Here is a 12,941-nt window from a genome sequence, read left to right on the forward strand (position 1 = left end):
AACAATATACTAAAAAAGTTATATCCGTCTTTGTCTCTACAATAAAGCTTAACAATTACTCGTGTCTGTTTTTTTGAAAAATGTTAGAAAACTCAATACCCCCAAAGCCTTTTTAAATAAAAATAGACCTCTCATCTTCATTCAAATATTTTTTCTTTGTCACAGACTATCACATTATCAGCCTTGCACCTCATTTCAGAAATCATACAAGTGGATAAATATCCTAAAATCCGTAGAACAAAGAAAGCTTAAATCCTTTAAAAAATTTTTATTTTCTCATATCAAATAAAAAAATAACTGGCATATAAAATGCGATTAACGTATTTTATTATAGTCAATACTGCTTTTGTCATTGTAGCGATTGATAATGCAATTAACTTGACCAATACCCTTGATAGATTTTCTATCTCTCCTGTAATGATTGCAACATTACCGTTATACTCCGACTGCATACCTTTTGAGTAAGATAAATTTGTTAATTATCTTACAAATTGATTATCTCCTCACACTTTTCAAAACTTCACGAAAAGCTCTTTCTCCTTTAAAACCCAAAAGCGCAATTAAAAAATAGCTAAAAATAAGCATTAGCAATGGAAGGACGAGAAATCGCTTTTGAGAGAGCCATAGCAACAGTTTCACCAGATTTTTGAGCCTGCTCACGACTCTGACCACTTTTAGCAGCAAGCGCAATTACATCACGACGCAGCTGCGCAATAAACAACTCTTGCTGTTGAGGGTCCATCTTAGAAAGATGCTTGATAATATCTGGAAAAGACACGGACAATCTCTCTAACAACTCCTCCTCTGTTACATCAAGCTTCTGAGAAGAAAAAGAAGAACGACCGGAAAAAAACTGATAAACAACACCACTTCGAGAAGCAAAAAAGACAGCGCCAAAAATAAAAAATACGAATAAAATAAAAATAATACGATGCGAAAAAGATCCCATTATCTCTTACCTAAAGATCACAGAATACAAACATAGATTCCTTTTATGATTCCCCTTATAGCATTCAACAATGCCTCAATAAAGAAAAATCAAATTATTAAAAATGAATACGCTAACACTCTCCGCCCAATAAGACCCGCCCCTCTATGTATTTAGGTACTATAGGCGAAACAATAACAGATCTTACACTTCCCCCCCTAATAACACTTTACATTTCCTAAAATAATTACAAAAAGCCTGACTGAGGAAATCCTCAGTCAGGCCAGACAATCTAGGGGATCCACGCGGGGGGGGGGGGGAGGAGGTTCCCCGATTGTCCTCTTACATCAACCACTAAGATAGCCGATGCAATATTCTTGCTATGGAATAAAATTTTTTAAACAACAAGAAATTCTTATCATCTTCTACGCAAAAAAACATAAAAGAATTATAAATTATTTAAAAATGTTTAAATTTAGGCAAAAAAAGTTCAAAATGACCCAATTTGAAGCAATTTTATTTCTAGAAGCACCAATTAGAATCTACGATCATTATAACTTTTAAATAGTTTCTTTCATAACTCTGATGATCATAATTTAAAAAAAACAGTAATTTCTACGTATCCACCCTATAAAAATCAAACTACGTAAAAGTAGAATCATTTTTCCAACAGCAATCACCACAAAAAGAAAAACGTAGATTTTTAAAATCTTACACAAATAACCGTAAAAAATGAAAAACATCTTCTTGCAAGAAATCTATGAATTATTCATATAAAACAATAAATTAGAGAAATAAAATCTTATCTATTTTTATAAAAAATTTCTGTAAATGATCATTAAAATATTGTTACATCCCTCATGTAACAATCAATGAAGAATTTAAACTGCTTAATCTTATGAAAAAATGAGAACTCTGAAGGTATTTGTTTCGAATCACGCCCCATCGTCATTCCAAATAACGATAAATCATTTTACAATAACCAACAGTCTCTAACGCATTTTAACATAACAAACCGAAATCAATGCAGACATTTTCTCTTAATCTCTATCATTTAAATGATCCCGTAAAATAATACACACAGTAGTTTCTGTGATAAAAAATTGTATAGTCTGTTCTTCTAACGTAAACAATTCATTGATTTACAATCATAACTCATCATTTACAATTTACATGAGAGATCTCAAGAACGTAAGGTTCCCTTATTTTCAATCTTCGTCTATTGAATCAATGAATAGCCATACTATCGCACATCACAAACAAGAAGAAGCGTATGGATAAAAAACATAAAACGATAATGCCGGCTTACAACTTTCACTTAAACTAAAGACGATGGTGCCCTATCAATTTTACGCTATACCCACGGACTGCGTCATAAGATGAGCGGCAAACATAAAAAGAAAGAAAATACGTTTGGCAAGAACAATGGACTTATTTAATAACCTTCATAACTTCTCAATGATAAAGAGATACGAAACTTTAGTGTAATATCACGCTTTTCTTTCCTACTTTCAGCCACGGACTATCCATAGATCATCGCCGATCTTATTTTTATGAATATAATGCAAAACACATAGATGAACACCATATATGAATGCTTATAGGAAGAAATAAACGTAAAGCCAGATGCGTTATTATAACCGTTGTTGTACAAAATGTTTTTAAAATTCAGAATATCACTCCAATCCATTACCAATTTATGAGTAATTTTATGGCGTCATCTACCAAGCTTTTACTTTTTCTATTACTTGTAAATCAACACCTGCTCTAAACATAGCAATATGTTTGAGATAAAGATTAGAGCAAATGAGAGCCATGTGAAAAATCCCAGCTTTTATACGCCCAATTAGAGTAAAAATATTTACGTCTGGTTGAGAAATCTTAAAAAAAGCCATCATTCATTTTGGAAGAAACATAAAAGCCCAAAGATAAAACTATTGCCATCTTTACCATCCCTTTCATTTGCCTTTACGACTTTCAAACACGCTCATAACGCTGTATTTTAAATAATGAAAATCATGCATTGCCTCACCTTTTTACTTTTTCGTCTTTTTAGAGCATCTTTTTGCACTCCTCACTAAAAGTTCCAAGGCATTTCTTATCTAAGAACCTGTTTTAAAGAAATATTTTAAGATCTATTGGGCACACCACCTTTGACATTTATGAAGGTATGAGCCATCACTATATTATATTGTGCGGCACAATATAATATTGCAGCCGCAAAGATGTATTTTTTTTACAAACGTTATCATTAAGATAAATACCTTCTTTTGTAACAGACAAACAGACTCTTTTGGATTCTGAAACAGGAAATTTGAAATGAAAAAATATTCCTGTATTCAAACCTCTCATTGAGTCTAAAAAAATCAATGATCTTTTAAAATCAATATATTGGCTAATAACATAAATATGATATCAAGAACACCTTAAATAATGATCCTCATAGGCTTAACTCTATAGAAGGTGCTTTCATTATACAGCCTACACGCCGCTATAAAACACCAATACTCCCATATAAAAACATAATACAAATGTAAAAAACAATAGCTTATCAATGATTGAATAAAGTTTTATCTCTACGCTATTCCTTGAGAAAAATCAGAGAATAAAGCACGTTAACAAACACGATTTATGCAAAATCTACTTGTTTATCTTTGATATCGTCAACCAATAAACGCGGATCACGAGCAAGCCAAAGCGTAACCATACCCTCCTCACTGTTTTCATTTTGTATAGGAGTAAGACAAACCGTTTGTTCTAGAACAAGTCCCGCATTTTTAAGCCATTGTTCTATTTGTAAAGCCGAAAATCCAAGACGCATATGCGCTTGATCGGAATATGAAGGCTCAATTTCATGATAACCAAAATCCACAATCAATAAACGGCCATGAGGACGCAAAACACTTGATATTTCATGAAGAAATATTTCAGGATTTTCAAGAAAATGTAAAACCCAATGAAGAATAACTAAATCAAAAGTTGTATCTCCAACAGACAAGTGAAAAACATTGCTATCAAGCACAACTTGAACCGCATGCGTATAAAGGTTAGAAAACAATTTTAAGACAGAGTCTCCACCTATTCCAATATTCAGCATCGTCTGAAATGGCTTATCGCCAATGATTTCAAGTAAAGCGTTTTCCACACCATGATCTGCCATATAGGATGACCGTAATACATCCCATTGCAACACATTTTGTAAGAAATGCTTCTTCCTCGTTTTTTGACGCTGCTTTTTGACATCCTTCAAACGTTCTAAATCATGCGCTAACAACACATCATGCTTTGGCAAAGCCGAAAGAACACCCATCACAATGTCTTTACCCCAAAAATCATGACAAAGCTTAAAATAAAGGCTATCTCCCTTCTGATAACGCTCAATCAATCGAGCTTCGTACAAGAAACGTAAATATCGTGATATACACGCTTGCGACTGATCAAGAATAAAAATAAAATCAGGAATTGTTAAATCTTCATGACGCAAGAGCGTAAGAACACGTAAATGGCTTACTTCTGCGACCGCTTTCAGCAGCACAATCATTGCATCTAAACTTGCACTTTTTTGCATAATTATCCCCTAAACATTCCTATAAACATTTGTTTATAGGAAAAAAGTCAAGCATACAACGCATATTCTCATCTATTTTGTTCTCTCTATTTTATCATACTATGAAAAAAATAGGCTAATGTAAAAAACGAACAGATCTTATCTCCCTGCAGCTCGTTATAATGAGAATGCATTGATTTATAATAATAATTCATTCATTTTTAACTTGAATAAAAAACCGGAATACCGTAAATTTTTCTCATTTCAAATCTATTCATGATAAATCAATCCAAATCATTCTCTTACAGCTCATAAACGGAGGGGACATATGGATAAAAATATCTTTTATACCCACCTCAAAACAAGAACTGCATACCATTGAGAAAAATAAATAACATGATAGTGCCAGCTTGCATTTTTATTAAGTAAAGATAATAATGCTCAATGACCAGAGCATTCGTAGAAATAGTACTATACTCTTCATCCCCTCCTTTTCATTGCAATTTTACAAGCAATAACCGGTTATATATCATGAGTAGAATAACCCTATTTAGGTCATAATTTCATAAAGTGTCTCTTACTCTTTGTTTAATGAATAAAAACTTACACAGAGTACACACACTTTATTTATGAAATAACAAACGCAATAAAGTACACTATTATTCCAACAAAGTTGAGATAAGAAAAAAATTTCTAGCGTGTAAGAGGTTTATAATTTGCATGCTTAGGATTAAGAGATTCCGCCCCAAGACGACGAACTTTATCAGCCTCATATTCAGCAAAATTACCTTCAAACCATTCTACATGACCATCACCTTCAAAGGCTAAAATATGTGTTGCCAATCGATCAAGAAACATACGATCATGCGATATGATAACTGCACAACCAGCAAAATTTTCCAATGCATCTTCCAATGCACCTAATGTTTCAGTATCAAGATCATTTGTCGGTTCATCAAGAAGAAGCACATTCCCCCCCTCTTTTAGAAGTTTCGCCAAATGTACGCGATTGCGCTGCCCTCCTGATAAATTTGCCACCTTCTGCTGCTGATCTGCCCCCTTGAAATTAAAAGCCCCGCAATAAGCGCGGCTATTCATCTCATATTTACCTAATTTAATAATGTCATTTCCACCAGAAATTTCCTCCCAAACAGTTTTATCCCCCACCAAAGAATCGCGACTCTGATCCACATAACTCATGTGAACTGTTTCACCGATACGTATTTGACCTGAATCGGGCTGTTCCTGTCCCGTCAACATTTTAAACAAGGTCGACTTTCCCATACCATTGGCCCCAATAACGCCGACAATGCCACCAGCAGGAAGTTTAAAAGAAAGAGAATCAATCAATACACGTTCACCATAAGCTTTAGAGAGATTATCAACCTCAATAACAACCTGTCCTAATCTTTCTCCAATAGGAATAATAATTTGTGCCTCTCCAGGACGGCGCTCACGGGCTGCTTGAACCAACTCATCATAAGCCTTAATCCGAGCTTTTGACTTTGCTTGTCGCCCCTTTGGACTAGAAGCGATCCATTCTTGCTCACGTGATAAAGCACGTTGACGCGCTGCCTCTTCACGGCCTTCTTGAGCCAAACGCTTGGCTTTAGCCCCCAAATAAGCAGAATAGTTCCCCTCATAAGGAATACCTCTACCGCGATCTAACTCTAAAATCCAACCCGTTACATTGTCGAGAAAATAACGATCATGGGTTATCAAAAGCACAGCCCCTGGATATTCACGTAGATGCCTCTCAAGCCAAGCCGTCGTTTCAGCATCTAAATGGTTTGTCGGTTCATCCAAAAGTAATAAATCAGGTTTTGACAAAAGCAATTTACAAAGTGCAACACGCCGCTTCTCACCACCCGAAAGTTTTGTTACATCCCCATCGGCTGGCGGACAACCAAGAGCAGCCATAGCCATTTCCACTTGACTTTCTAAATCCCAAAGATTTTGACTGTCAATAATGTCCTGAAGCTGTGCACTTTCATCAGCCGTTTCCTCGCTATAATTCATCATCAATTCGTTATAACGCTCAAGAATTTCCTGTTTATCTGCAACACCTTCCATTACATTGCCACGCACATCTTTGCTCGCATCAAGCAAAGGTTCTTGTGGTAGATAACCACAGCGTGCTCCTTCAGAAATCCATGCTTCTCCCGTATATTCCTTATCTAGCCCAGCCATAATACGTAAAATAGTTGACTTCCCCGCACCATTTGGCCCTAAAATACCGATCTTTGCATCTGGATAAAAAGACAAATGAATATTTTCTAGAACTTTTTTATTGCCGTAAGACTTGTTAAGCCCAGCCATATGATAGATAAATTGACGTGCCATAAATTTCTCTTTATATTGTGCGATATTAAAGATTAGGATTTTGAAAAAACTGCTTTTGCTTTTTGAAACTGTACAGTAAATAGCACTTACATCGTATCAAAAGCTTTTCGCTTTATATTGGTACATTTTTTCTAATCTCACAAGCCCCAGTATGGTCCTGAATGCAAAAAAACATCTCCCTAAAAAGCAAAAAGCAGATCTTTTTAGCTGTACCTGAAACCTGTTATCAAACATTACCTCTCTTTTCCATACCAGATATAACATTGTATTTTTATCGTATTAAACCAACTTATCAATGTAATATGGTACCACAAAGAAAAGCAATTCTCTATGCGCCTTCTTTTCTCGCTTTATGGGCTTTATATTACACAGTAAAAAATCCTTCTCTTTTTTCATCGATTTTTTGCTACGGAAAGCAATGGACCTCACCCCTTGCCTTGATATGGCTTAAATTACGTTTACAAAACGACCGCCGCCTTATGGGATCTGACGTCCCAAGCCCAATGATCATGAAAGCTTTGCATCAACACGTAGCAACAAATGAATACAGTGCACTTCCCATTGGTACGTGGTTACAATTCGTAAAAAACTATAAAACCAATTGTAAAAACTTATCCATCCCCCTCTTTTGGCTTGATAATTATAAAAATAATATCAATATCCAGCACATCATTTCAAAACTTCAAGACGATATATAGCTTTTTAAAAATACGATAAAAGCTCATCTCGTATAGGAATATATTTATGGAAAAAAAAGCCTTAATCGTCATTGATGTTCAAAATGACTTCTTACTAGGTGGAGCACTTGCCGTACCACAAGGTGATGCTATTTTACCCGCCGTCAATAATCTCATAAATCATTTTGACCACGTTATCTTAACCCAAGACTGGCATCCCAAAAACCATTGCAGCTTTGCTTCCTGCTATCCTGAAAAAAAGCCCTATGATACAGTCATTCTTGACTATGGTCCTCAAATACTTTGGCCTGATCATTGTATACGAGGAACACAAGGAGCAGAATTCCATCCATCTCTTAGAGTAGAAAAGGCACAACTTATCCTTAGAAAAGGCTATAATCAAAAAATGGATAGCTATTCTGCTTTTCTTGAAAATGATCAAAAAACACCAACAGGTTTACAAGTTTATCTCAAAGAACATGGTTTTACTAAGCTCATTATGTGTGGCTTAGCAACTGATTTTTGTGTCGGATTTTCTGCTCTTCACGCTATGCAATGCGGTTTTAAAGTCAGTGTTTCATTAAATGCCTGTGCTGGTATTGATGTAAACGGATCACTAAACACTATGCTTAAAACGATGAACGAAGCTGGTATAGAACTTTTAATGGTCTCTTAAAATATCCTTCTCTAATCTACCATTATAATACACTGATTTATAAAGGATAAATTATTTTACACATATTTAAGTAAGAGTCCAGAATATCGTAAATTTTCTCATTTCAAACCTGTTTCAAAAACATTCTCTTACACGTTACAAAGAGAATCAATGTATGAATAAATCATTCAAGAAAACAGTAAGAATGCTTCTTATGCCCCATTAAATGTAAGAGCTTGTCATAATATTGAAAGCTGGTAAAAAGTATAACATCAACTTTCTGTCTTATATTTAGGTCAAAAAGTATCCTAGAGATTGTACATTATTCCCTTCATGGGTAGTATCATGCAATGAACTCAACTTTAAAAAAACGCAAATAAGCAATAAAATAGTATTTTATTTTGCATGAAAGACCTCTTTTTATTCAAAGATATGCGATCAACAAAAGCGTGAAAATCTCCATCACTTAGACACAACATGTTTATACAATTGACGATTCTTAAAACGAATCGAAGAATATAATGCCATTCCAATAATACAGATTCCCACAAGTCCTGTTAAAACTTCAGGAACCGATATAATCGTTTGCAGATACATAATCACTGCAAGAACTAGAATTGCATAAAAAGCACCATGCTCTAAATAACGATAATGCAATAATGTTCCCGATTCAACCAACATAATTGTCATAGAACGAACGTAAAATGCACCGATACCAAGACCTATCGCAATAATAAAAAGGTTGTGTGAAAAGGCAAAAGCACCAACCACGCCATCGAAAGAAAAACTAGCATCAAGAACTTCTAAATAAAGAAACGCCCCTACTCCCCCGTGAGCTACTGTTGTTAAAGTCTTTTGAGGAGTATCCAAGAGATGACCAACAACTTCAACACCGATAAAGGTCAAAAGTCCATAAAGGGCTGCCAATAAAAAAGTTATTTTATTTTCTGCGTCAATCTGACCTGAAACAAATAAGATCAAAATCAAAACAATTGCAATATCAATTCCAACAAGCGCCCCAAACTTTTGAGCAGGTCTCTCTATAACATTAAGCCAATGCACCTCTTTTTCAGAATCAAAAAAATATTTTAAGCCAACCATCATAAGGAAAGTTCCTCCAAAAGCAGCAATCCCCATATGCGCATCGGTTAAAACTTCAGCATATCGATGTGGTTCCCATATCGCTAATTTGACTGCCGCAATTGGATTAATCCCAACAGCAACGACAACCACCAATAATGGAAAAACAATTCGCATCCCAAATACAGCTATCAAAATGCCCCATATAAGAAAACGACGACGCCACAATGGACTCATTCTACTAAGAACACGCGCATTGATAATAGAATTATCAAAAGATAAAGAAATTTCCAAAATTCCTAAAACAACGCAAATAAAAAAATATTTAAGAAAACCAGTAATACTTTCCGTCTCAAACCAACCAATAACCCCTCCTAAAAAGACACCAATAATCGTGAAAAAAAAAGCAAACCCAAAATAGCGTAATAGGGCCATGATCATTCCTCAAAGTTTATTTTCTACTTCATCTAAAGCACACCCAGTACAAATCCAAAGTTTGCATCTCTTTAAAGTTGCATCTATTAATGCAGAGGTGTATAGAATATATATGGTAAAGTTACATGAAAATTCTCTCAAAAAAAGCAAGAGACAAATGTAGCAAACAAGGAATTTTGTTTTGAAGTGAATATCAATTGTCAATACAATAAGTGAAAGATTGCTTTCTATCCACGAAAATAAAAAAATAAAAAGAAATTAAAGCTATAATATTGACATTATATCATAGAATATTAATACATAGTGTGCTTTTATTATTTAATGATTTATACCATGATGATTTACCGAGGGAGATAATTCGTGGCACGTCCTGAAACTGAATCAAAAACCATATTTGGAAAACGTTTACGTTATGTACGTCTTGCTTTAGGCGATCCATCACGTGAAACCTTAGCTAAAAGTTTTAGCATGACAAAAAATTCCATTGCTTTTTATGAGCGTGGAGAGAGAGAACCCAATCTTAGTGTCTTACAAACATACCGCACGTTATATGGTGTCAATATTAATTGGCTTTTAACTGGACAAGGAAAAATGTTTGACACCGAATATACAAAAGGTGATTTTGACTGGAATTATTTTATTAAAAAAATCGAGGGACTGGAAGAAACACTTGCCGATAGTGATCGTAACGAAAAACTAAATCAAGAAAAAATCGACAGTTCTTATGAAAAATTGCAGCAATATTTGTCAAGACAAGGTTTATCAAATAGTTTTAACCCTAAAACTACAACCTCTCTTATCGATATGAAAGCTAAAATGGCCAATTCTTACACCCTTAGCTTATTCATTGATTTACTCATTCGAAGCGTATCCCAAAAAGAGGTTATAGCTAATCAATAAACGTCTATTTCAAAAGAAAAAACAAGAAATGATTAAACTCTACCAGTATGGAGGAAAGTGTTTTTACTTTATCCGTGCTGGTGGAATTTTGTATAATTTATAAATTTTGTTTCTGTAACGACAATAAAAATATTTGCGTTGTAAGTGAAAGTATAGTGTCTTTAACTTAAAAAAATAATTTTATAGTATAAAATTCTCATTCATATCTTATTGACAAGAAATTTTTTCTTGTTAAAAGAATAATAGCTCTCATAGAAATTATTTTTTAAGTCAGAAAATTTAAGGGGAATATATTGACGACTTCCTATAGAGACATACATTAATGTTTACAAACGGATTAGTTAAATATTTATCCTGAAAATTATCAGCTATTTTATGAGGTGAGAAACATGTATTTTGAGGTGTTTCAAGGAGTTCACAATCAATGGTACTGGCGTTTAATCTCAGGAGATGCACAAAAAATTGCTTTTTCTAGTAAAGGCTATCCAACAAAACAAGATATCCTAATCAATATTGAGCAAATAAAAGAAGTTACACATAAGGCTCTTATTAGAGAACTACAATCCTAACGTTCTTTACCATTAAAACAAGCGTTTATTTTGTATAATGGTATGTTGAGTTATTTTTGTGACAAATGAACAGTGATTGTTTTTCCCTCAATGAGAGGGCGTTTTTTGTATTATTTCTGACGCTTACAAATAACAGTCATATTCTTACAGATTATGTGTTTATTTTCAATCACACACAAATCTCTATAGCCTTTATCAAAAAGAAAATCTCTTAAGTCTTGTATTTTTCATAAAAAATAAACGCACATGAAGAGAAGATAAACATCAATGAGAAATATAATTACTCTACAAGATATTAATATCTTTTACGTTCATATTCCTCTTCTGTATCTGATAATCATAACTGACTTACCCATTTCATCTTCATAAAAAGCAAATATTTCTTTCTTCCTATTATCATGCAATTTTTTATACCTATTAGCTGAAACTATCGTAGCATTTATACCTTACATCTAAAAGGAACGTGCAAAATTGTTTCCAGCAATAATATAAAATTGCTGGATTGTATAGACGCGCTTTTTAATAACCAGCCTACCTATAAACTGGTTTATCATCATAAACTCTTATTTTATGACCAACGACGCTCTGTCTTATAAACTTAAATGTTTTCATAAAATCAGAGTAAACTTGAATATTCTCTTCTAATACAATATCTCCATCAGCACCATAATTGGCTTCATTAAAGTTTATCTCTCTCGTCATTCCAATCTTCCTAACACATTTTCAAACCCTTTAATGCAAAATATGAATACAATCACTCTTTATCATCTTCAGATTTAAGCATTTTTTTATATTTCTTTTCATTTTTTTCATATTGCTTAATTTGTTTTTTCAGTTTTTCAATTGCTTGGTCACGTCTTTTAATCACCATACTTTGCTCTCTAATAGCTCTATCTCGTTCTTCAGTCATCTTCATAGAATCTCTTAAAAACTCATGCTTTATTCTTCTAGATTCCTCTTTTAAAATTTTCACTTGACTGCGATAATATAAAGAAAACCGAAATATAACCCCGCTGCACAACAAAACAACAACCATTGCTCCCAATAAAATTTCGTTTACACTCATTTGGATCTCCCTTAATTGTCGCTCAAGTGATCATCTTGACCAATTTATTTCATCCTCAATCAAAAAAAGAATGCAATAAATTGCATGTTCCAAGTGTGAACAATCACTCTCGGCATTCTTATTTTCTCCATTAAAGCATTGATCAATGGCGCAAACAAATCTCTGAAAGCGGCTAAATCTACACTCACACCAATTATTTGCGACACATTTATTGACACAAAATACAAAAAATAAGGAACGTCAAATAAAACTAACGACGCAATGCAATCATAAAAGCCTTGCCCAAATCGTTCCTATCTTCCTTTTTACGCCATGTGGAATGCGGCTATATGAAAGTTTTTCATTATTACAAAAATCTTCACTGTCATAAAGCACAGCATTTCTGTAAAATTTTGCCTTCCCACAAATCTTTACATCACCATAAACTAAAGCATCATTATAAACTCGAGCCTTTCTACAATCACGAGTATCACCATAAAATTCAATACATTGAACATTCAAAACTTGATCAAAAAAGACCGCATTAGCGTAAACATATGCATCTCCACTCATATTCAAATAACGATAAAGTTCTTATTTTTCATAAACATGCAAACTCTTACGAACGACTACACAACCATATGTTAATGCATTGTTATAAATAACAATATCATTGTAAACACAGACTTCATTATAAACCGCAGCATCATAAAAACACACTCATCCCCATAAGGGCATTGATCGAATGTATAATTCCACCAA

At 33.8% G+C, this 12,941-nt stretch carries 12 protein-coding genes; 5 read left to right on the plus strand and 7 right to left on the minus strand.

Annotated features, from left to right (window positions below; translation table 11 throughout):
* Nucleotides 1–309: 309 nt before the first annotated feature.
* Nucleotides 310–465, plus strand: coding sequence for a hypothetical protein (locus ACFILN_RS02440; protein WP_375670784.1), 156 nt, complete (start codon nt 310–312; stop codon nt 463–465).
* Nucleotides 466–571: 106 nt separating this feature from the next.
* On the opposite strand, the gene ACFILN_RS02445 is transcribed toward ACFILN_RS02440, so the two are convergent.
* The 3 genes from ACFILN_RS02445 to ettA form a co-directional block, all read right to left on the minus strand.
* Nucleotides 572–949 (minus strand): hypothetical protein, encoded by a 378-nt coding sequence (locus ACFILN_RS02445; protein ID WP_375631184.1) that lies wholly within the window; start codon nt 947–949, stop codon nt 572–574.
* 2,608 nt (nt 950–3,557) lie between these two features.
* Entirely contained in the window at nt 3,558–4,496 is a 939-nt protein-coding gene (locus tag ACFILN_RS02450) for an ArsR/SmtB family transcription factor (protein ID WP_375637661.1), read from the minus strand.
* A 672-nt stretch (nt 4,497–5,168) separates the two neighbouring features.
* Nucleotides 5,169–6,818, minus strand: coding sequence for an energy-dependent translational throttle protein EttA (ettA, locus tag ACFILN_RS02455; protein ID WP_273790793.1), 1,650 nt, complete (start codon nt 6,816–6,818; stop codon nt 5,169–5,171).
* Nucleotides 6,819–6,979: 161 nt separating this feature from the next.
* Here ettA and ACFILN_RS02460 point away from each other — a divergent pair, with 161 nt between their 5' ends.
* Entirely contained in the window at nt 6,980–7,516 is a 537-nt protein-coding gene (locus ACFILN_RS02460) for a hypothetical protein (protein ID WP_375666928.1), read from the plus strand.
* Nucleotides 7,517–7,562: 46 nt separating this feature from the next.
* Nucleotides 7,563–8,171 carry a bifunctional nicotinamidase/pyrazinamidase gene (pncA, locus tag ACFILN_RS02465; protein WP_273790795.1) on the plus strand — a complete coding sequence of 203 codons (609 nt, stop codon included), beginning with the start codon at nt 7,563–7,565 and terminating at the stop codon, nt 8,169–8,171.
* A 441-nt stretch (nt 8,172–8,612) separates the two neighbouring features.
* On the opposite strand, the gene ACFILN_RS02470 is transcribed toward pncA, so the two are convergent.
* Nucleotides 8,613–9,665, minus strand: a complete 1,053-nt coding sequence (locus ACFILN_RS02470) for a DUF475 domain-containing protein (protein ID WP_375658186.1) — start codon at nt 9,663–9,665, stop codon at nt 8,613–8,615.
* A 360-nt stretch (nt 9,666–10,025) separates the two neighbouring features.
* Between ACFILN_RS02470 and ACFILN_RS02475 the strand changes: the two genes are divergently transcribed.
* Together ACFILN_RS02475 and ACFILN_RS02480 are read left to right on the plus strand one after the other, a co-directional pair.
* Complete coding sequence (locus ACFILN_RS02475; RefSeq protein ID WP_273790797.1) at nt 10,026–10,565, plus strand: helix-turn-helix transcriptional regulator; 540 nt, start codon at nt 10,026–10,028, stop codon at nt 10,563–10,565.
* A gap of 389 nt (nt 10,566–10,954) precedes the next feature.
* Nucleotides 10,955–11,134, plus strand: coding sequence for a DUF1508 domain-containing protein (locus ACFILN_RS02480; protein WP_273790798.1), 180 nt, complete (start codon nt 10,955–10,957; stop codon nt 11,132–11,134).
* A 531-nt stretch (nt 11,135–11,665) separates the two neighbouring features.
* Here ACFILN_RS02480 and ACFILN_RS02485 read toward each other — a convergent pair.
* The 3 genes from ACFILN_RS02485 to ACFILN_RS02495 form a co-directional block, all read right to left on the minus strand.
* The gene (locus tag ACFILN_RS02485) at nt 11,666–11,836 is read right to left on the minus strand and encodes a hypothetical protein (protein ID WP_375631186.1); all 171 of its coding nucleotides are present in this window, start codon (nt 11,834–11,836) and stop codon (nt 11,666–11,668) included.
* 52 nt (nt 11,837–11,888) lie between these two features.
* Entirely contained in the window at nt 11,889–12,200 is a 312-nt protein-coding gene (locus ACFILN_RS02490; protein WP_273790799.1) for a hypothetical protein, read from the minus strand.
* A gap of 267 nt (nt 12,201–12,467) precedes the next feature.
* The gene (locus ACFILN_RS02495; protein WP_375645318.1) at nt 12,468–12,752 is read right to left on the minus strand and encodes a hypothetical protein; all 285 of its coding nucleotides are present in this window, start codon (nt 12,750–12,752) and stop codon (nt 12,468–12,470) included.
* Between the last annotated feature and the right edge of the window lie 189 nt (nt 12,753–12,941).

The organism is Bartonella sp. CL434QHHD (genome assembly GCF_042195145.1).
In the GTDB taxonomy this organism is placed as follows: Bacteria; Pseudomonadota; Alphaproteobacteria; order Rhizobiales; family Rhizobiaceae; genus Bartonella.

Bases quoted from the DNA above. Each gene is read 5' to 3' on its own strand.
- ACFILN_RS02440 (WP_375670784.1), top strand. From the start codon at position 310: ATGCGATTAACGTATTTTATTATAGTCAATACTGCTTTTGTCATTGTA.
- ettA (WP_273790793.1), bottom strand. From the start codon at position 6,818: ATGGCACGTCAATTTATCTATCATATGGCTGGGCTTAACAAGTCTTAC.
- ACFILN_RS02470 (WP_375658186.1), bottom strand. From the start codon at position 9,665: ATGGCCCTATTACGCTATTTTGGGTTTGCTTTTTTTTTCACGATTATT.
- ACFILN_RS02460 (WP_375666928.1), top strand. From the start codon at position 6,980: ATGCAAAAAAACATCTCCCTAAAAAGCAAAAAGCAGATCTTTTTAGCT.
- ACFILN_RS02490 (WP_273790799.1), bottom strand. From the start codon at position 12,200: ATGAGTGTAAACGAAATTTTATTGGGAGCAATGGTTGTTGTTTTGTTG.
- ACFILN_RS02480 (WP_273790798.1), top strand. From the start codon at position 10,955: ATGTATTTTGAGGTGTTTCAAGGAGTTCACAATCAATGGTACTGGCGT.
- ACFILN_RS02450 (WP_375637661.1), bottom strand. From the start codon at position 4,496: ATGCAAAAAAGTGCAAGTTTAGATGCAATGATTGTGCTGCTGAAAGCG.
- ACFILN_RS02495 (WP_375645318.1), bottom strand. From the start codon at position 12,752: ATGAGTGGAGATGCATATGTTTACGCTAATGCGGTCTTTTTTGATCAA.
- pncA (WP_273790795.1), top strand. From the start codon at position 7,563: ATGGAAAAAAAAGCCTTAATCGTCATTGATGTTCAAAATGACTTCTTA.
- ACFILN_RS02445 (WP_375631184.1), bottom strand. From the start codon at position 949: ATGGGATCTTTTTCGCATCGTATTATTTTTATTTTATTCGTATTTTTT.
- ACFILN_RS02485 (WP_375631186.1), bottom strand. From the start codon at position 11,836: ATGACGAGAGAGATAAACTTTAATGAAGCCAATTATGGTGCTGATGGA.